The following is a 19,176-nucleotide window of genomic DNA, read 5'->3' as shown; positions in this document are numbered from 1 at the left end:
CGTCCTGTTGCCAGGACGCCGGGGACGTACCACTCTTCTCTCAAAGAGTGGGCCCTGTGGGGCTCGAACCCACGACCCACGGATTAAAAGTCCGATGCTCTACCAACTGAGCTAAAGGCCCCTGCCGGATCGGTTCGCAGCGTATGTGCGGGCCACCCGGCCCAATCCATTTCTGGACGTTAATACTCTAACCCATGGTTCCGGCGGGTTCGGACGGAGCTCCCGGTCAGCCGCCCGCCGCGGAATCCAGCGGCGGGCGGAGGGCGGATGCTCGATTTCCCCCTCGGCACAGGAGTAGCGTGGGGGCATGAGTGAGCAAGCAGGATCCAGCCAGTACGGCGGCGCGAACCGGCACCACAAGCCAAAGCCCTTCGCTCCCATCGACTTCGAGCCCTTTGCCGGGGGCGCGGATCCCGCGCGTATCTCGGAGGCCGCCCACCTCGCCGCCCAGGCGCTGGTCCGCCACGGCCGTGACAGCGACGATCCCGTGGTCACCGAACGCCTGGTGAAACTTGCCGATGAGCAGGGGCTGGAAGCCATTGCGGAAATGTGGGCGGAGAGTCCCGCGCGTTCACTGCCCGGCGCCCTGTGGCGCCTGTACGCCCTGCGCGCGGCCACCGTCCAGGACCCGGAGCGCATCTCGGTGTACTTCCGGGCCGGCAAGGACACCGCGCAGGTGTCCAACGTGGTGGCCGGGGCCGCCGAGCCGCCGGGCGCAGATGAGATGCGGAGCATGGCGGATGCCATCCTTTCCGGAGCGTTCGACGGCGAATTCGACGTTGCGCTGGAACGTTCCGCCGCGTTTTGCCGGGTTGTGGCGCTCGGCCAGGCAACCATCGCCGACGGTGCCGAGCATGGCAACGAGGCGCACGCCAGCAAACTCACGCGGAACTCGCACCAGCTGGTGAAGACCGCAGAGGACCTGGAGCACGCCGCGAACGCCTGGCGGCTGGGAGAACTCGACTGAACCAGGCGGCTGCCCCGCCCTTGCCCCATCTGTCAAGATTGACTTGCGCCAGGCAAAGTAGAAAACTGAAACCGGTGCCGAGCCGCGAAACCCCCGGGCTTCAACAATTAGCCGCCTAGAGCGGCCTACCGCCGAGAGGCGTATCCGGTTCGGCACCATTTTCATGCCCCGGCACCGGCCCGGTTTCCCCTCCCGCACCTCCCAGCCCGGTTCCCGGCTCATTTTTCCGGGGCCTCGCAGCGCTGTTTACAGGTGCCCAGCCGCGGGCCGGTAGAGTTGAGCTCAGTTGCCCGCCGGGGTCAAGTCACACGGCAGCAACCTCCCGCCCTGTACTTTTCCCGGAGACCGGTAAACACGTGAAGCTGCGCCTTTTTCCCCAGGAGCCCGCCGGGCTGACCCTCCTTTCGCAGCTGGCCCAGCAGATCGTGCTGGCCAGCGCCACCCTGGCGGAAATCCTGGGTGTCCCCGCCGCCGAGCACGGCAAACTCGTGGAGGACATGCACAACCACGAGGCCAAGTCCACTGAACTGCACTTCGCCCTCCTGACGCACATGCGCACCAGTTTCGTGAACCCCCTCCCCCGCGAGGACATGTACGCGCTCTCCCGGTACCTCAACGAGGCGATGGAAAAGATGGACGCGGCCGCCGAACTGGTGGCCCTGTACAAGCTGGAGCGACTGCCCAAACGTGCGGCAGACCAGCTGGAGATCATCAGCCGGCAGGCCGAACTGACAGTGGACGCCATGCGCCGGCTCAACAACCTGGACGATCTCGAGGACTACTGGATCGAAATCCTCCGCCTTGCCCAGCGCGCCGAGAGGACGCACCGGGTGTGGGTGGCGGACATGATCGCGGACATGAAGTGGGCCCAGTACTCCCGCAACCGGGACATCGCCAACCAGCTGGTGGAAGTCACCAAGGACATGCGGCGGATCGCCACCCAGGTGGGCAGCATCATCGTCAAGGAATCCTGAGGTGACTCCGGTCATCTTCGGATTCGTGGTCCTGCTGGCCGCGGCATTTACGTTCCTCAACGGCTTCCGTGATGCCTCCACTTCCGTGGCGCTTGCGGTGCGGACCCGGGCGCTCACCCCCAGCGTGGCGGTGCTGCTGGCGGCCTTCTTCAACTTTGTGGGCGCCCTGCTCAGCGCCGGCCTGGCCGTGGCCGTCAGCCAGGCCTGGATCAGCCTTCCACCGGGCAACGGGGGCCTGAGCATCCTGGTGGCCGGCCTGGCGAGCGCCTGCGCGTGGGGAATCCTGTTGTGGTGGCGGGGCATTCCGGCTTCCTCCACGCACGCCCTGGTTGGCGGCCTGGCCGGGGCGGGACTGGCCAGCCTGGCGGTGGGCGGCACCGGCGTCGGTGGTGTGGACCAGTCCCTGCTGTTCCAGGTGGTGCTGCCGCTGGTACTCTCCCCGCTCGTTGCCTACAGCGGCGCCTTCATGCTGGTGTATCCAGCCACGTGGGCGGCGCGCCACACGCAGCCCAACGTGGTCAACCATCGCTTCCGCCGGAGCCAGGCCATCGCTGCCGGGGCCGTCGCTTTCGGGCATGGCCTGCAGGACGGGCAGAGGGTGGGCGCAGTGCTGCTGCTGGCCCTGCTGGCGGCGGGGTATGCCGACCCCGGCACCATACCCCTGTGGGTGGTACTGCTGTCCGCCGTCATGATGGCTGCCGGGACCGTGTTCGGCGGCTGGCGGATCTCGCACACCATCGCGTACAAGATCACCCGGATCGATCCCCTGCGGGGCTCGGTGGCCCAGATCTTTAGCGCGGTGATGCTCTTCGTGGGCGCCATCGGGCTCCACTGGCCGCTGTCCACTACGCACACGGTGACCGCGGCGGTCCTGGGGGCTGGCGAGAACCAGCATTTCTCCGTGACGAACCGGAAGCTGGTGATCCGGATCGTGGGGCTCTGGCTGCTGACCCCGCTGGCCACCGCCGCACTGGCGTTTGTGCTGGCGCTGGCCATGACCCCCTTCGCACGCTAAGCCCACGGGACTGGCCCCGGGTTACGGGTTCACTACGGTTGCCTCCACTTCCCTGTACAGCCGAAGTCCCGTGACGTAGATTCGAAAGTGGGTCCCCAGCAGTCCGAAGCCACAACAGCAGTAGGGGACCAACATCCGCCGCCGGGTGCACGGCCGCGGACAACGCCGCTGCAGCATATCGGCGGCCAGGATGCACACTGTGGAAAAGAGCAGGCATCGTGTCTACTTCGAATCCCCGGCACTCCCCACCCCAGCCACGCCAGCTGCGCTGCGAAACCTGCGGTACGGAGCACCAGCTGACCATCCATGCCATCAGGGCGATGGGGGCAGCCAACGGGGACCTGGTCACGGTCTCATACACCTGCAACGACTGCGGGCTGTTCAGCGAGCACCTCGCCTACGCGGGGGATGTTGCCGCGGCCCTCCACCAGGTCCGCTGGATGGCCAAGGTCATTATGTTCGGCGATGACTACATCCACTGTGGATTCCCGCTGGAGGAGGCGGGACTGGAAATCGAAAGGCTCTGCTACCGGAGCAGCAACAACGGCGGCAGCCTGAACATGGTCTGCCTGCCAACCCGGGTCCTGCGGTGCCGGTGCGGCTTCCAGCTGGAAGTCCCGGAGTAGCGGCACGCCGCCACAGCGCGGACCTACGTGGCTGCGGGAAATACAGGAGGGCTGTCCAGCAGGGCTGTTGCCAGTTCCTCCGGCGTCATGTTCGCCGCCTGGAGCAGCGCACCCTGGTCCACCCCGTGGCTCGCCGCCTGCCGGATGGCCTGCCGTAGCGACTCGTGGGCAACGTCGAGCTCCCACTGGACGGTTTCCAGGTACGAGCTGGTGCGCCATACCGCGGAAACGTAGTCCTCCGTGGCCGCAGCGCCGGTTGCGGCGGCAAGCACGGGGGCTGCAGCCGTGCCGGGGCCGTCGAAGGACACGGAAGCCCCGGAGTCCAGGGATGCCGGACCAGCGGCGTACAGATGGCCAAGGGGATCGGCCTGCTGGACAGCATTCGCGGCCCCGGGCCTGGAAACTTTAAGCTGGTGGCCTCTGCGGCCGGTTGCCATCTGCGTCAAGGGAAAACTCCTAAGCATGCTATTTACTAGTTTCCAAAGTATCTAGTTCAGCGTACTAAATGCTTCCGCTTCTGGCCAGCAGCTTTTTCGGACCTGCACCTTGGCCCTGCCCCGCAGCGTTCCGTGCCCCTCCCCGCGGGCCGCCTCCTTGCTGTGGCGGCTTTACCCGAACCGGCCGGAGACGTAGTCCTCAGTGGCCTTCTGGACGGGGTTGCTGAAGATGGTCTGGGTGTCCCCCACCTCGATGAGCTTGCCCGGCTTGCCGGTGCCTGCGATGTTGAAGAAGGCGGTGCGGTCCGAAACCCGGGCTGCCTGCTGCATGTTGTGGGTGACGATCACCACGGTGTACTGGTCCTTGAGCTCATTGATGAGGTCTTCAATGGCCAGCGTGGAGATGGGGTCCAGCGCGGAACACGGCTCGTCCATGAGGATCACCTGCGGTTCCACGGCGATGGCCCGGGCAATGCAAAGCCGCTGCTGCTGGCCGCCGGACAGGCCGGAGCCGGGCTTTTCCAGGCGGTCCTTGACCTCGTTCCACAGGTTGGCGCCCTTCAGTGAGCGCTCCACCAGGACATCGGCCTCACCCTTGGAGATCTTCTTGTTGTTCAGCTTCACGCCCGCCAGCACGTTGTCGCGGATGGACATGGTGGGGAACGGGTTGGGCCGCTGGAACACCATGCCGATCTGCGAGCGGACGGTGACGGGGTCCACGCCAGGGCCGTAGAGGTTGTCCCCGTCCAGCAGGACCTCGCCTTCCACACGGGCACCGGGGAGGACCTCATGCATGCGGTTCAGTGTCCGCAGGAACGTGGACTTGCCGCAGCCCGAGGGGCCGATGAAAGCAGTAACGGACTTGGCCTCGATGTTGATGGTGACGTCCTCCACGGCAAGGAAATCGCCGTAGTAGACATTCAGGTCCTTGACGTCGATGCGCTTAGACATGGTGTTCCTTCACTAACTGGGTATGAATTGAAGTCTGGCATCCGGACCGCAGGACCGGAAGGGGGCGGGGAAGCCCGGCCGTTAGCGGCCGGTCTTGGGGGCGAAGATCCTGGCAATCAGCCGTGCCGCGAGGTTGAGGACCATCACCAGGATGATCAGCACCAAAGCGGCACCCCAGGCGCGCTGCGACGACGGGTCGGGGTTCGCCGGCGAGGTGGGGTTCAGGATCTGGGTGTAGATGAACGTGGGCAACGAAGCCATCCAGCCGCTGAACACGTTCGAGTTGATGCTGGTGGCGAACCCTGCGGTGACCAGGATGGGCGCCGTCTCGCCAATAACGCGGGCGATCGCCAAGGTAACGCCCGACGCGATGCCGGAGATCGCCGTCGGAATCACCACCTTGAGGATGGTGCGCCACTTGCGCACGCCCAGGGCGTACGCCGCTTCGCGCAGTTCGTTGGGGACGATCTTCAGCATTTCCTCGCTGGAACGCACTACCACCGGGATCATCAGCACGGAAAGCGCGACGGCGGCCACGGCGCCGGTTTTGGTTCCCGGGCCCACCACGGCGAAGAAGAAGGCCGCCGCGAAGAGGCCCGCCACGATGGAGGGGATGCCGGTCATGACGTCCACGAAGAACGTGATGGCGCGGGCCAGGCGGCCGTCGTTGCCGTATTCCACCAGGTAGATGGCGGTCAGCAGCCCCACCGGCACGGAGATAATGGTGGCCAGCAGGGTGATCTGGATGGTCCCAAGGAGTGCGTGGTAAATGCCGCCCAGTACCGGCGTACCGTCCTGAACTGCCCGGTTGTCGTAAACGCCTGTCACGCCATTCATGGACGTGGTGAGGAACCCAGGGTTCAGCAGCCCTGGGATGCCGTTGACCAATACAGTCCAGATCACCGAAAAGAGCGGGAGCAGTGCAATGAGGAAGGAGCCCACCACCAGGCAGGTGGCCAGTTTGTCCTTGGCTTTGCGGGAGCCTTCAACGGCGGCGCTCCAGGACACCAGTCCGATGGCGAAAAGGATCGCTGAGACGATGCCCCAGCCGAATGCGTTGAAGCCCACCAGCGCCAGGATCGCCGCGCCGGCGATCAGCGCTGCGGCCAGGACCACGTAGGGTGCGTACTTGGGCAGCTGCCCCTTGGTGAGTGCCGAGCGCTTGCTGCGCACGGGGGTAAGCGTGGAGGTCATTTAGTTGGCTCCCGAGAATTCTTTGTGCCGGGTGATGATCCAGCGCGCGATCATGTTCACGGCCAGGGTGATGACGAACAGGACCAGGCCTGCGGCGATCAGGGTGCTGACCTTGAGCCCGCTGGCTTCCGGGAAGTTCAGGGCGATCTCGGCGGCGATGGTCTGGTTTCCGGACTGGATCAGGCTCGCCGTCAGGGCGCCGGATGAAAGCACCAGGGCCACGGCCATGGTCTCGCCCAGGGCCCTGCCCAGGCCAAGCATGACGGCGCTGATGATGCCGGGGCGTGCGAAGGGCAGGACGGACATCTTGATCATTTCCCACCGGGTGGCACCCAGCGCGAGCGCCGCTTCCTCGTGCAGTTTGGGGGTCTGCAGGAAGATTTCCCGGGAAAGTGAGGTGATGATGGGAAGCACCATGACGGAGAGCACGATGCCCGCGGTAAGGATGGTCTTGCCCGTTGCGGAGGCAGGTCCCTGGAAGATCGGCAGCCAGCCCATGTTCGCGGCGAGCCAGTTGTAGGCCGGCGAGATTTCCTTTGCCAGGAAGGCAGCTCCCCACGCGCCGTAGACCACGGACGGGATGGCCGCGAGGAGGTCCACAAGGTATCCCAGTCCGGCGGCCAGTCCGCGGGGCGCGAAGTGGGAGATGAAAAGAGCCACGCCGATCGCGATCGGGGTCGCGATCACCAGTGCAATGGCTGCTGCAATGAGCGTGCCGATGACGATAGGCCAGATGTAGGCAAAGAAGCCTTCCCCGCCCTGGATCTCGGCGGCGGGTGCGGTGAGTGCCGGGATGGCCTGGACTACCAGGAAGAGCGCGACGCCGAAGAGGACGGCAAGGATAAGGCACCCGGCGGCCATGGCGGCACCGGAAAAAATCTTGTCCCCGGCGCGGCCGGCGCCCTGGTTACCAGTCAAGGTGGTGGCGGTCATTCGACGGCCCTTCGATCGTTTACTGACACTGAAAGATGCTGCGTTCAAACCGAAGTTCCCCGCACTGCCTCTCGGCAGGCGGGGAACCCGGGTTCGGTGCGGTACTTAGGACTTGACCTTGATGGACTCGATGGCCTTGGTTGCCTTCTCTGCCAGGTCAGAGGACAGCGGAGCAGACTTTGCCGAATCTGCCGCGGCCTGCTGGCCTTCCTCGGAGACTACATAGGTTTCGAAGGCCTTGACCAGGTCAACGGTTTCCTGGCTCTCGTAGGTCGAGCACACGACGTGGAAGGAGACCAGGACGATCGGGTACGCGCCTTCATTGGTGGTCTTGCGGTCCAGCTTGATGGACAGGTCGTTGGCGGAGCGTCCTTCAACCGGCGTGCCGGCATCCACTGCCTTGGCTGCGGCTTCTGCTGAAATCTCGGTGAAGCTTTCGCCCACCTTGATCTGCGCAACGCCGAGGGTTCCGCTGACCGCAGAGTCGTCCGCGTAGGTGATGGCGCCGGGGGTGTCAGTGACGGTCTTGACCACACCGGACGTACCCTTGGCGTTCTCGCCCTGCAGGGATGCAGGCCATACACCGGAGGCCTTGTCCGTCCAGACCTCCGGTGCAGCAGCAGCCAGGTAGTCGGTGAAGTTGGTGGTGGTGCCGGAATCGTCGGAGCGGTTCACGGGCGTGACCTTGAGGTCCGGAAGGCTGACACCTTCGTTGAGCGCAGCGATAGCGGGGTCGTTCCAATTGGCAACCTCGCCACGGAAGATCCTGGCCACAGTCGCCGCGTCCAGCTTCAGCTCGGTGATGCCGGGCAGGTTGAACGCGATGGCGATCGGAGAGATGTAGACCGGGATGTTGAGGGCGCCATCCGGCCCGCACGTCTCCTGGGACTGCGCGTATTCCTCGTCCTTCAGGTAGGCGTCGGAACCGCCGAACTGTGCGGAACCGTCCAGCAGCGCCTTGCGGCCTGCACCGGAGCCATCCGGTGAATACTGCACGGTGGCGCCGGAGTTTGCGGCGGCAAACTCGGTCTTCCAGGCGTCCATGGCCGCGCCCTGCGCGGAGGAGCCGATGCCGGTCAGCGTGCCGGTGACATTGGAACCTGAAGTCTGGGTGCCTGCCGGAGCGGTGCCCGTGGCGTTGTCTGAACCGCAGGACGTAAGCGCGAGTGCGCCGACTGCAAGAACAGCGATAGCCGCGTGGCGGCCGAAGCGGAGTGCCTTCACTAGATGTACCCCTTCCAGGGATATTCAGGTGCGCTGCAGGACGGAGAACCCTGCTGCGCGATGCGTAGGTTTTGTACCTTCAACGAAGTTAAGCCCCGCAGGTAACGGGATGGGCGGACCAAAGTGAACGGAGGATTAACGACGGCGGGATATTGGCTGACAAATGCCCGGTCACCATTGCGCAGATCACATGTCCGGCCGTAGTGCAGCGGCGCCAGGGAGGTCGCCAAAGGAAATGTGCCGGCCAGCAATAGACTGGACGGCATGGCTCCCGCAGCAGGACTCTCAGCAGGCAGGCGGTTCCTGCGCGGCCGCTTCCGCACCGGCATGATCCGGAGCCGTAACTCGCTCATCCCGGCCATCCAGATGACCGTCTGCGCCGTGGGCGCCTACGCCTTCGCTGAATACGTCCTGGGCCACTCCGGTCCCCTCTTCGCGGCTACATCATCGCTGATCGCGCTGGGTTTCTCCCGGGAACCGCGACTGCGGCGGGTCCTGGAGGTGGGCCTGGGCTGCACCATCGGCATCGCGGTGGGCGACCTGCTCCTGCACTGGCTGGGCGCCGGAATCTGGCAGGCCGCCGTCGTCCTTTTGTTTTCCATCCTGCTCGCCAGGTTCCTGGACAGCGGGAACATCTTCACCACCCAACTGGCCCTGCAGTCGCTGCTGGTGGTGCTGCTGCCTGCGCCATCGGGTGGTCCGTTTACCAGGAGCATCGATGCCGTGGTGGGCGGACTCTTCGCCCTGCTGGTGACCATCCTGACCCCCAAGGACCCCCGCCGTGAACCGCGCAGGGACGTCCAAAAGCTGCTGCATGAGCTGGCCGAGGTGCTGCGCGAGTGCGCCGGCGCACTCGTCAACAGCGACTCCACCCAGGCGTGGCACGCCCTCATCCGGGGCAGGAACTGCCAGCCGCTGGTGGACGGGATGCGCCAGTCCCTGCGTGCTTCGGGGGAGGTGGCTACCCTGGCGCCCGCCTACAGGCGGCACCGGTACGAGCTGGACCGGCTCAAACAGTCGCTCGACTTCATTGACCTGGCTCTGCGGAACAGCCGGGTGTTCGCCCGCCGCCTGACCAGCGCCATCAACCACGCGGCGTTATCGGACGAAGCAACAGAAAACATCGCGGAAGTGCTGCAGGAGACCGCTGCCGCCATTGATGAGCTTTCGCTGGGGCTGGCGGAAACGCACGACGGCGTCCGCCGCGCCCACCTGCGCAGCGCCCGCCAGGACCTGAGCGAGATCGCCCTGCGCCTGCATCCCAAGCTGCTGGAGGTGCAGCGGCTTGAGGGTGAGACGGTGGTGATGCTGTACCGCCCGCTGATGGTGGACCTGCTGGAGGCCACGGGGATGGATGCCCGCGAAGCCCGGGACGTGCTGCCCGCGCTCTAGGTGCCAGCCTCCCGCACATCGTTCGCATAACGCAGCCCCAACTGTTCCCGGGCCTGGTCCAGCAGCTCCATCACCTGCACGGTTTCGGTCCAGGGCATCAGCGGGCTTTCCTGCAGGCCGGCGCGGATGCAGCGGGCCGTCTCGCGCAGTTCGTGGATGAAGCCCTCGGCCTCTTCGTGGAAGTCCTCCACCTCGATCCTGCCGTCCAGTCCGCAGATCTCCAGCGTGCGCGGGTTAAAGAGCGGGGACCCGGTCCGTATCCAGCCTGCTGTTCCGCTGATGGTTGCCATGCCGGGACCGGCAGCCTGGAGCGAGGAAGTGAGCTGGGCTGCAGCCCCCTCCGGGTACTCGAGTGTAAGGGTGTTCTGGACATCCACGCCGTCCTGGTTCAGGTGGCCTTTGGCAGTGAGCCTTTGAGGGAAGCCAAGTGCGGCAACCGCCCAGGTCAACGGGTAGACCGCGAGGTCAAGGAGTGCACCGCCGCCGGCCGCAGGGTCCCACAGCCTGTCCGCAGGATCATAGGCTGCGGGAAAGCCCAGATCAGCCTGGACCCAGCGCACCGTTCCAATGGTGCCGCCGCGGATCAGCTCCAGGGCACGGCGGGTTGCGGGCAGGAAGCGCGTCCAGACGGCTTCCATCAGGAACAGGTTGCGCTCCCCTGCCAGCTGGACCAGTTCCCGGGCTTCGCTGGCGTTGATCGTGAAGGGCTTCTCGCACAGGACGTGTTTTCCGGCTTCCAGGGCTGCACGGACAACCTCGAAGTGCTGCGCATGGGGCGTGGCAACATACACCACGTCCACGCCGGGATCGGCGAAGAGCTGCTGGTACCCGGATCCGGATGGACCGTCATGGTAGCTGACCGCGAATCCGTGTTCTTCCGCGAATGCCCGGGCCGAGCCCTGGCTGCGCGAACTCACTGCATGGAGTTGGGCATCTTCAAGGCGGGCGAGGTCACGGGTGACCTTATGCGCGATCCGCCCTGTGGCCACAACGCCCCAGCGGAGGGTCCGGCCACTCTGCGGCGCCTGCCCGCCCGGGTTCGTGTACTCCATCAGACGGACTCCCGGATCACGAGTGACGTAGGAATCTGCGTGACGCGTGCTGTGTCTTTCCCCTCGATGAGGTCCACCAGGATTTCTGCCATCTTCTTGCCCATCTCGATAATCGGGTGATGCACCGTGGTCAGCTGGGGATTGACTGAAGTGGCGAACGAATCGTCATCGAAGCCAACCACGGCCACATCCTCGGGTATGCGCAGCCCCCGTTCCTGCAGCACTGTGTAGGCACCGGCGGCCATCTGGTCATTGGCCACGAACACACCGTCAACCGGCTTCCCGCTGCCGAGGAGGCGGCGCATCGCCTTGGCCCCGGATGCCAGGGTGAAGTCACCGTACTCAACCCGGGAATCATCCAGCCCGGCCTCCGCCATGGCCACCCTCCACCCGTTGACGCGGTCGATGCCCGGCGGCATGTCCTGGGGGCCGGCGATGGTGGCGATATTGGTCCGCCCGCTCTCAATCAGCACCCGGGTGGCTCCTGCCGCCGCAGCCTCGTTGTCCACATCCACGTAGTAGCTGGCGCTTTCGCCCAGTGGCCTGCCCGCGAACACCATGGGGATGTAATCGCTGAGGTGGGTCCAGGACCGGTCCCCTGCGTGGTGGGACACCACCAGGGCACCGGCCACGTTCCCGCCAAGCAGGAAGGCCCTGGTTTTCTCCGGCTTGGCTTCGGAAGCGATGACCATGTTCAGGGTGTAATCCGTGTCCGCCAGGTACAGCGCCACGCCCTGGACCACTGATGCGAAGAACGGGTCCGCGAAGACCTTGGAGGTGGACTCGGGCACAATGAGCGTCACGGAGTTGGGGCGCCTGCTTGCCAGCGAACGGGCAGCCCGGTTGGGTGTGTAGTTCACGGCGAGAATCGCCTGGCGCACCTTTGCGGCGATGTCCTCATCCACGCTCGGCACGTCATTGACCACGCGGGACACGGTGGCACGGGAGACGCCGGCCAGCGCGGCCACCATTTCCAGGGTGGGCGTCGGCCGGCTTCCGCTGGTGTCTTGCTTCACAATGTTCGCTCCGTGGTCTGGCTGGCACAGGTGCCGGGGATCTCAGTTTAGGCGGGCAGTGACGGAGCGAGGCGGGAAGTGCTCCGCTGTGCCGCTGCTATCAGCCCGGCATAGGCCTTGCCGCTGTCCTTGACGGTGCGTTCCAGCGTGCCGTAATCGACGCGGACAATCCCGAAGCGCTTTCCATAGCCCCAGGACCATTCGAAGTTGTCCAGGAGGGACCAGACAAAGTAGCCGCGGACGTCGGCACCCTGGTCTATTGCTTCACCCACTGATGCCACATGGTCCAGGATGAACCGGGTACGTTCCACATCGTGCACGGCACCGTCGGGGCTGACAGTGTCCTCGTATGCGGCTCCGTTTTCGGTGATGTAGAGCGGCGGCAGCGAGGGGTATTCCTCCCCCAGCCGGACCAGTAGCTTGCGGAGCCCGTCCGGATTCACTTCCCAGCCCATCGCCGTCCGCGGCAGGCCGCGGCTGGGAAAGGCGATGTCTTCCGAGCCGATCCACGGTGAGGCGGAGGCCCGTTCTGCACCCCCGGAGTGGCCGTCGCTTCCGGCGTCGTCAGCGTGTCCGCTGATGAGGTCGTCGTGGTAGTGGTTCACGCCCAGGAACTCCAGGGGCGCGCTGATGAGTTCCAGGTCGCCTGGAAGAATCACGTCCGGCAGGCCGAACGGGGCGAGGTCCCGCAGTGAGTCTTCCGGGTAGGCTCCCCGCAGGATGGGATCGAGGAAGATCCGGTTCTGCAACGAGTCGAAACGGCGGGCAGCGTCGAGGTCCACAGGGTCCTGGCTGTCCCGCGGAATCGAATTGCTCAGGTTCAGGGTGATGCCCAGGTGCTGCGCGCCGCGTTCCCGCAGCGCATTCACGGCCAGCCCGTGGGCCAGGTGCTGGTGGTGCACGGCGGCGATGGCTGCCGCAGGCTCCTGCCGGCCGGGGGCGTGCACGCCGGAGCCGTAGCCCAGGAGCGACGAACAGAACGGCTCATTGAAGGTGGTCCAGTGCTGGACCCGGTCTCCCAGCGCGGAGTACACGTCATTGGCGTACTCCGCGAACCTGTAGGCGGTATCCCGGTTGGCCCAGCCGCCCTTTTCCTCCAGGGCCTGCGGCAGGTCCCAGTGGTACAGGGTGAGCCAGGGCAGGATGCCGGCTTCAAGGAGCTCATCCACCAGCCTGGAGTAGAAGTCCAGGCCCTCACGGTTGACGGCCCTGTCCCCGGGACGCACCCGCGCCCAACTGGTGGAAAAGCGGTAGGAGTCCAGCCCCAGCTCTTTCATCAGGCGGACGTCCTGTGGCATTCGGTGGTAGTGGTCCACGGCCTGGTCAAGGTTCTCGCCGTTGGCTATGGCCCCGGGGATCCGCGCAAAGTGGTCCCAGATTGAGTCTTCCTTGCCGCCCTCGCGGCCGGCGCCCTCTATCTGGGCAGCCGCCGTCGCTGATCCCCAGATAAAGCCCTCGGGCCACTGCCGCTGGTACGTCGGGTGCTGCATTAGCCCTTCACTGCTCCTTGCATAATTCCTGAGATGAGTTGTTTGCCCGCAAGTGCGAAGAGCACCAAAAGCGGCAGGGTTGCCAGCACCGCTCCTGCAAGGACCACGGAGTAGTCCACGTAGCGGGCTGACTGCAGCTGGCTCAGCGCCGTCTGCAACGTGGGGTTGCCGGCGTCGAGCACCAGCAGCGGCCACAGGAAATCGGTCCAGGCCGTCATGAACGTGAACAGCCCCAGGATGGCCATGGCAGGCCGTGCTGCCGGCATGGCTACATGCCAGAAGGTGGAAATCATGTTTGCCCCGTCCATCCGTGCGGATTCGATGAGCTCATCCGGGATGACGTCCACCAGGTATTGCCGCATGAAGAAGACGCCGAACGCGGTTACCAGCGTGGGCACCACCACAGCTCCGATTTCGCCGGTCCAGCCCAGGGTTCTCATCACCATGAAGAGCGGGATGATGCCAAGCTGCGTCGGGATGGCCATGGTGGCCACCACCATCAGCATGAGCCCGTTGCGGCCTTTGAAGCGCAGTTTCGCAAAGGCGTAGCCGGCCAGGGTGGAAAAGCCAACCACGGACAGGGTGATGATGCATGAGATCAGGACACTGTTGCCCAAGGCGAGCCAGAACGGAATGGTGTCAAAGACCTCGCCCACGTTGGTCCAGAAATTCCCTCCGGGCAGCAGTGGCGGCCAGGTTTCGCCGAGGGCCTCGTTGGAGCGGCTGCCAATGACGGCGGACCACCACAGCGGGTAGGCCGAGGACACCAGGAAGGCGAGGAGCAATCCGTAGGTCAGGAACCCGGGCTTTTCGCCGGAGCCTACAAAGCGCTTGCGGAGGGGCGCCGGGCGGCCGGAAGGCTTATTTTCTGTGGGCAAGACGCCGGCGGCCGCACGGGGCGACCCTTCGATGATGCTCATCGCGTAGTCCTTTCAGCGCGTTTGCGGGCTCTTCTTGTTGTCCGGGAGGGCTTTGCGGCATCGGCGGTGGCGATGCGACGTGAGATCAGGTAATTGATGACACCGAACAGCACGATGATCAGGAAGAGGAGCCAGGCGATGGTGGACGCCTTGCCGAAGTTCTGGCGCTGGAAGGCCATTTCCCAGAGGTACAGCACGGTGGTCTGGAACTGCCGCTGGGAGCCGCCTGCGGTTGCGGGATCGAACAGCCGGGGTTCGGTGAAGATCTGCAGGCCGCCGATGGTGGAGGTAATGACAACAAACACCATGGTGGGCCTGATGCTCGGCAGGGTGATGCTGAAGAAGCGGCGGAGGGCTCCGGCGCCGTCCAGCGCCGCGGACTCGTACAGGTCGCGGGGAACGGCCTGCATTGCGGCCAGCAGGATGAGGGCGTTATAGCCGGTCCAGCGCCAGTTCACCATGGTGGCGATGGCAATGTGGCTGGGCAGGGTCTCGCTCTTCCACATCACCGGATCCAGGCCAAAATTTCCCAGGACGTTGTTGATGAGGCCGTACTGTTCGCCGAACATGTTGGTGAAGATCATGGCCACCGCCACCGGGGTGACGATGTAGGGCAGGAGCACGCTCATCCGCCAGAAGGTTTTGGCGCGGAGGTTCTGGTCCAGCACTGCGGCCAGGAAAAGCGCCACGGCAAGCTGCGGGATGGCGGACAGCAGGAAGATGCTGACCGTGTTGAACAGGGAGTTCCAGAAGAAGCGGTCCTGGAGGACTTCCGAGAAGTTCTGCAGGCCCACGAAGTCTCCCTGGCCCTTGAGGAGGTGCCAGTCGAAGAGGCTGACCACGAAGGTGTAGACCAGCGGGAACAGTCCCACGAGTGCGAAGAGGATGAAGAACGGTGCGATGTAGAGGTAGGGCGATGCTTTGACGTCGAAGACGTTGAGCCTCTGTTTGAAGGTGGGCTTGGGTTTGATGGCCGCCAGGGGTTTGGCGGGGCGGTTCATGGTGGTTGTCATTGGGCTTTAGCCCTCCATCGGGGGGCCTCCCTTCCGGGAGGCCCCACAGCGGGTGTTGCTAGTTGTTTACGACCAGGTCGTTGAGGAGGGTCAGCGCTTCGGACCAGGCCTTGTCAGCGTCGGCCGTTCCGGCGTCGAGCATTTTGAGCGCCGGACCAAACACGTTTTCCTGGATCACGGAATCATCCGGCCCCTTGAACTGGGCCACCACACCCTTGGCGCGGTTGGCAAGGATGACGCCGGTGGGGGCGTTGTTGAACACCACGTTCGGAGTGGCATCGGCCACCAGCTTCTCCTGCGCTTTGAGCGTGCTGGGGAAGTTGTTCGCGGCAGCAGACTGCTTGACCTGCTGCTCGGGTGCGGTCAGCCAGGCTGCCAGCTTTGCGGCTTCGGCAGGGTGCTCTGACGTCTTGGGTACTGACAGGAATGCTCCGCCCCAGTTGGAGGCTCCGCCCGGGAATACGTCGGCGAAGTCCCAGCCGCTCTCCGTGCCGCCGCCCGCAGATTCCAGCTGGCCCTTGATGGTGCCGAGCATCCAGCCGGGGCAGACGAAAGTGGCGAAGGAGCCGTCAACGAATGCCTTGCCGTTACCCCAGTCCCACTGGGTCTGGTTGGCGGACAGACCGGCCGCCGTGCCGGCCGCAAGCATCTCGAACTTGTCCTTCATCTCGGGGTTGCCTTCGATGTTCAGCTCCCCGTCCTTGGTGTAGTAGCCCTCTTCCATCTGGTTCACCATGGAGTTCCAGACGAAACCGGACTGGTCATACCACGCCTTGCCGGTGGCCGCCTTGTACTGCTCCCCGAGCTTGAAGTAGGTTTCCCAGGTGGCGTCCCCGCCACCAAAGAGCTCGGCCACCGATTCGCGGTCGCTGGGCATTCCCGCAGCTTCGAAGAGCTTGCCGTTGTAGCAGAGTCCCTGCGGACCGATGTCGGTTCCGTAGCCGATGACGCGGCCGTCCGGATCCGTGCCCTGCTGGAACTTCCAGTCCACCCAGTTGTCCTTGATGTCAGCTGCACCGTGCTCGTTGAGGTCCACGAACTGGTCCGATACTTCCATGATGGAACCCAGCCAGCCCTCCTCGATGGCCACGACATCGCTGAGCCCGGATCCTGCTGCCAGCTTGGTGAAGGCGTCGGTGCGGGCATTGGACCCGCGGTCGATATTGGTGGCCTTGACCTTGACGCCGGGATTGGCCTCCTCGTATTCGGCGTAGAGATCGTCGTAGCCGAAGGTCCCGAAGGTGGTGACCGTGAGCTCTACGGGATTGTCAGCGCTTGCTGCTTGTTCCGAACTGCTGCTGCAGCCTGTGGCCATCAGGGCCATGGCTGCCACGCCCGCGATAGCGGTCGCTGTGTGTCGGCGTACGAATTTCAACGTCACTCCTTTGTGGGAACTTCCGGCGCTGAGAGAGCGCTCTCTGGCAAGTTCCTCAACTGTAGGCGTGGCGCGGATCACTGTCAAGAGAGCGCTCTCTCAACATTCATGATCCTCCCGCCGCCGCTAGGACGGCGCTGGTCAGGAAGGAGTTTCTGCGTTCTGGCTCAGGCGCAGGTCATCGGCCATGCGGGCCACGTGCAGGGTGAGGTAGGTGACTTCGTCGTCGGTGAGGGGCTTGCCGAGCCGGAGTTCCAGGACGGCCTGGAGTTTCAGTGCGGTGCCGAATGCCCCCGGGTACGCCTCCCGGATGGCGGACCCCAGCCCTGTTGCCCCCTCGGCCAGCTGCCGCCCGGTGTGGGCGCGGACGAAAAAGTACCGCAGATGGGTGATGAAGCGTGCCGCGTTGACGGTCTCCCGGTCGAAGGAACGGCCATAGGCCTGTTCCAGGACTTCGAACAGCTGCGCGAAGACGCCGGTCATCTGGTAGGTGTAGGAGAGGTCGCCGCTGGCGAACCCGGCGTTGACCAGGTGCAGTGCCACGGCCACGGCCTCGTCGCGGGGCAGGGCTTCCTCGAGCCGGGCGTTGACGAAGTCCACGATCTGCTGAGCCATGCGCAGCTCGTCCGGGTAGAGGTGGGCCACCTCGGCCCGGAGCGGATATTCGATGTTCAGGCCCTGCCGCAAACGTTTGATGGCGAAGCTCAGGTGGTCCGCCAGGGCCACCACGGTGGTGGAGTTCAGCGGCCCGCGCAGTCCGCCACGGGCAATGTCCAGTGCCTGGTCTGCCAGTGCGAGGTGCTCGGGCGGGATGGCCGCCACCAGCGCGCCGAAGTTGTCAGCGTTGCGGCCGTCCTCGGGGACGAAGACTCGGACCACCTTGGCCTCATCCACCTGCTGGCCGGGCTTTGCCTGGAAGCCCAGGCCGCGGCCGGTGAGGATGACCTCTCCCCTGTCCGCGGCCCGGGCGAGGACGACGTTGTTGTTGAATACGCGCAGGACCTCCACGCCGTCCTCCTTTCATCGTTGAAGCGGGATACCCCCGGAGTGGGAGTTCTTGTCCTTAGGGTGGTGTTTGTCGTTCCGGGTGGCGTTAGTCTTTCAGGCTGGCACCGTTGGTGGCGATGACTTCCTGGTACCAACCGTAGGACTTCTTGGGGTAGCGCTCCATGGAGCCCGTGCCGTCGTCGTTCCTGTCCACGTAGATGAAGCCGTAGCGCTTGCTCATCTGGGCGGTGGAGGCGCTGACCAGGTCGATGCAGCCCCAGGAGGTGTAACCCATCAGCTGGACGCCGTCCTCAACCGCCTCACGGGCCTGCACCAGGTGGTCGTTAAGGTAGCCGATGCGGTAATCGTCAATGACGGTCTTTTCGCCGTCGACCTCCACCAGCTTGTCCACGGCGCCCAGCCCGTTCTCCACGATGAACAGCGGCTTCTGCCAGCGGTCCCAGTAGTCATTCAGTGCCACGCGCAGCCCCTGCGGGTCGATCTGCCAGCCCCACTCGGACGCCTTGAGGGTGGGATTGGGAACGCCGCCCATGATGTTGCCGGGCCCCTTGGTCTTCTTGGCCAGATCGGCGGTCTCGCAGATGCTCATGTAGTAGCTGAAGGACACGAAATCCACGGTGTTTTTCAGGTCCTCGCGGTCCTGCGCGGTGATCTCCAGCTCGATCCCGTTGTCCCGGAAGTACCGCAGCAGGTAGCCGGGATACTCGCCGCGGCAGTGGATGTCACCGAACGCGTAGCTGTCCTGGGCAGTGAGCATGGCCGCCACCACGTCCGAGGGGTCCGGGGTGAGCGGGTAGGTGGGCAGCGCGAGGATCATGCAGCCCACCTGCGCGCCGGGCATCAGCTCTCGCGCCAGTTTCGTGGCGCGCGCGGAGGCCACCAGTTCGTGGTGGATTGCCTGGTAGAGGTCCTGCTTGGTGAGCTGGTCCTTGGGGGTGGGAATGCCGCCGGACATGAACGGCTCGTGGATCACGGAGTTGATCTCATTGAACGTGAGCCAGTACTTCACCCTGCCCCCGAAGTGCTCGAACAGGGCGCGGCAATAGCGCTCATAAAAGCCGATCAGCTCCCGGTTGGTCCAGCCGTTGTACTTCCTGGCCAGGTGCAGCGGGGTCTCGTAGTGGCTGATGGTCACCAACGGCTCGATGCCGTGCTTCTCCAGTTCATCCAGGACACGGGAGTAGAAGGCCAGGCCTTCGGCGTTGGGGGTTTCTTCGTCGCCCAGCGGGAAGATCCGGCTCCACGCGATGGAGAAGCGGAACACCTTGAACCCCATGTCCGCGAAAAGGGCGATGTCCTCCGCATAGCGGTGGTAGAAATCAATCGCCACCTGCTTGAGGTTCTCCGGAGTCGGCCCCTCAGTGGGAATCTCCGTGATGCCCCTGGGCATCACATCCTGGATGGACAGGCCCTTGCCGCCCTCGTTGTAGGCGCCTTCGATCTGGTTGGCGGCAGTTGCTCCGCCCCAGAGGAATCCTTCGGGGAAAGTGGTGGTCACAGTTGATCGTTCCTTTGTCAGTGGGTCTGGAAAATGCCAGCGGGACTGGAAGTGGGTGCCAGGGGTAATGGCGGCCCGGGGTTAGCGGAGG

General features: G+C 64.8%; 18 protein-coding genes and 1 tRNA gene. 5 read left to right on the top strand and 14 right to left on the bottom strand.

Going from position 1 to position 19,176, the window contains the following annotated elements; translation table 11 throughout:
• Positions 1-48 precede the first annotated feature (48 nt).
• Positions 49-121: transfer RNA gene (locus IEX33_RS07345), tRNA-Lys, on the bottom strand.
• A 186-nt stretch (positions 122-307) separates the two neighbouring features.
• Here IEX33_RS07345 and IEX33_RS07340 point away from each other — a divergent pair.
• From IEX33_RS07340 to IEX33_RS07325, 4 genes are all read left to right on the top strand, one after another.
• A complete protein-coding gene (locus IEX33_RS07340) occupies positions 308-967 on the top strand; it encodes a hypothetical protein (protein WP_066273207.1) in 660 nt (219 codons plus the stop codon).
• A gap of 356 nt (positions 968-1,323) precedes the next feature.
• Entirely contained in the window at positions 1,324-1,941 is a 618-nt protein-coding gene (locus IEX33_RS07335; RefSeq protein WP_188728972.1) for a DUF47 domain-containing protein, read from the top strand.
• Between the two features lies 1 nt (position 1,942).
• Positions 1,943-2,956, top strand: a complete 1,014-nt coding sequence (locus tag IEX33_RS07330; protein WP_188728971.1) for an inorganic phosphate transporter — start codon at positions 1,943-1,945, stop codon at positions 2,954-2,956.
• A gap of 218 nt (positions 2,957-3,174) precedes the next feature.
• Positions 3,175-3,582, top strand: a complete 408-nt coding sequence (locus IEX33_RS07325) for a hypothetical protein (protein WP_188728969.1) — start codon at positions 3,175-3,177, stop codon at positions 3,580-3,582.
• Positions 3,583-3,605: 23 nt separating this feature from the next.
• On the opposite strand, the gene IEX33_RS07320 is transcribed toward IEX33_RS07325, so the two are convergent.
• The 5 genes from IEX33_RS07320 to pstS form a co-directional block, all read right to left on the bottom strand.
• Positions 3,606-4,019 carry a hypothetical protein gene (locus IEX33_RS07320; protein WP_229675291.1) on the bottom strand — a complete coding sequence of 138 codons (414 nt, stop codon included), beginning with the start codon at positions 4,017-4,019 and terminating at the stop codon, positions 3,606-3,608.
• Positions 4,020-4,190: 171 nt separating this feature from the next.
• The gene (pstB, locus tag IEX33_RS07315) at positions 4,191-4,970 is read right to left on the bottom strand and encodes a phosphate ABC transporter ATP-binding protein PstB (protein ID WP_066273199.1); all 780 of its coding nucleotides are present in this window, start codon (positions 4,968-4,970) and stop codon (positions 4,191-4,193) included.
• Positions 4,971-5,051: 81 nt separating this feature from the next.
• A complete protein-coding gene (pstA, locus tag IEX33_RS07310) occupies positions 5,052-6,164 on the bottom strand; it encodes a phosphate ABC transporter permease PstA (protein ID WP_188728966.1) in 1,113 nt (370 codons plus the stop codon).
• The gene (gene pstC / locus IEX33_RS07305; RefSeq protein ID WP_104185653.1) at positions 6,165-7,097 is read right to left on the bottom strand and encodes a phosphate ABC transporter permease subunit PstC; all 933 of its coding nucleotides are present in this window, start codon (positions 7,095-7,097) and stop codon (positions 6,165-6,167) included. It abuts the gene before it with no gap.
• A 105-nt stretch (positions 7,098-7,202) separates the two neighbouring features.
• Positions 7,203-8,321, bottom strand: a complete 1,119-nt coding sequence (gene pstS, locus IEX33_RS07300; RefSeq protein ID WP_188728964.1) for a phosphate ABC transporter substrate-binding protein PstS — start codon at positions 8,319-8,321, stop codon at positions 7,203-7,205.
• 264 nt (positions 8,322-8,585) lie between these two features.
• Here pstS and IEX33_RS07295 point away from each other — a divergent pair, with 264 nt between their 5' ends.
• Positions 8,586-9,713: an FUSC family protein gene (locus IEX33_RS07295; RefSeq protein WP_188728962.1), complete on the top strand. Its 1,128-nt coding sequence runs from the start codon at positions 8,586-8,588 to the stop codon at positions 9,711-9,713.
• Here IEX33_RS07295 and IEX33_RS07290 read toward each other — a convergent pair.
• From IEX33_RS07290 to IEX33_RS07255, 8 genes are all read right to left on the bottom strand, one after another.
• A complete protein-coding gene (locus IEX33_RS07290) occupies positions 9,710-10,765 on the bottom strand; it encodes a Gfo/Idh/MocA family protein (protein ID WP_188728960.1) in 1,056 nt (351 codons plus the stop codon). The two genes, IEX33_RS07295 and IEX33_RS07290, sit on opposite strands and share 4 nt — an antisense overlap.
• A complete protein-coding gene (locus tag IEX33_RS07285) occupies positions 10,765-11,781 on the bottom strand; it encodes a LacI family DNA-binding transcriptional regulator (RefSeq protein WP_188728958.1) in 1,017 nt (338 codons plus the stop codon). Before IEX33_RS07285 ends, IEX33_RS07290 begins: the two co-directional genes overlap by 1 nt.
• A gap of 47 nt (positions 11,782-11,828) precedes the next feature.
• Complete coding sequence (locus tag IEX33_RS07280; protein WP_188728956.1) at positions 11,829-13,271, bottom strand: GH1 family beta-glucosidase; 1,443 nt, start codon at positions 13,269-13,271, stop codon at positions 11,829-11,831.
• On the bottom strand, positions 13,271-14,191 hold the full coding sequence (locus IEX33_RS07275) for a carbohydrate ABC transporter permease (RefSeq protein WP_229675272.1): 921 nt from the start codon (positions 14,189-14,191) through the stop codon (positions 13,271-13,273). The genes IEX33_RS07280 and IEX33_RS07275 overlap by 1 nt, the downstream gene beginning before the upstream one ends.
• Entirely contained in the window at positions 14,188-15,204 is a 1,017-nt protein-coding gene (locus IEX33_RS07270; protein WP_188728954.1) for a carbohydrate ABC transporter permease, read from the bottom strand. Before IEX33_RS07270 ends, IEX33_RS07275 begins: the two co-directional genes overlap by 4 nt.
• 58 nt (positions 15,205-15,262) lie before the next feature.
• Positions 15,263-16,528 carry an ABC transporter substrate-binding protein gene (locus IEX33_RS07265; protein ID WP_188729222.1) on the bottom strand — a complete coding sequence of 422 codons (1,266 nt, stop codon included), beginning with the start codon at positions 16,526-16,528 and terminating at the stop codon, positions 15,263-15,265.
• A 192-nt stretch (positions 16,529-16,720) separates the two neighbouring features.
• Positions 16,721-17,587 (bottom strand): PRD domain-containing protein, encoded by an 867-nt coding sequence (locus tag IEX33_RS07260; RefSeq protein WP_188728952.1) that lies wholly within the window; start codon positions 17,585-17,587, stop codon positions 16,721-16,723.
• Between the two features lie 85 nt (positions 17,588-17,672).
• Positions 17,673-19,085: a glycoside hydrolase family 1 protein gene (locus IEX33_RS07255; protein ID WP_188728949.1), complete on the bottom strand. Its 1,413-nt coding sequence runs from the start codon at positions 19,083-19,085 to the stop codon at positions 17,673-17,675.
• Between the last annotated feature and the right edge of the window lie 91 nt (positions 19,086-19,176).

Origin of the sequence: Pseudarthrobacter scleromae, assembly GCF_014644515.1 — a bacterium.
Classification (GTDB): Bacteria; Actinomycetota; Actinomycetes; order Actinomycetales; family Micrococcaceae; genus Arthrobacter; species Arthrobacter scleromae.
This window is presented reverse-complemented; position numbering and strand designations above follow the sequence as displayed.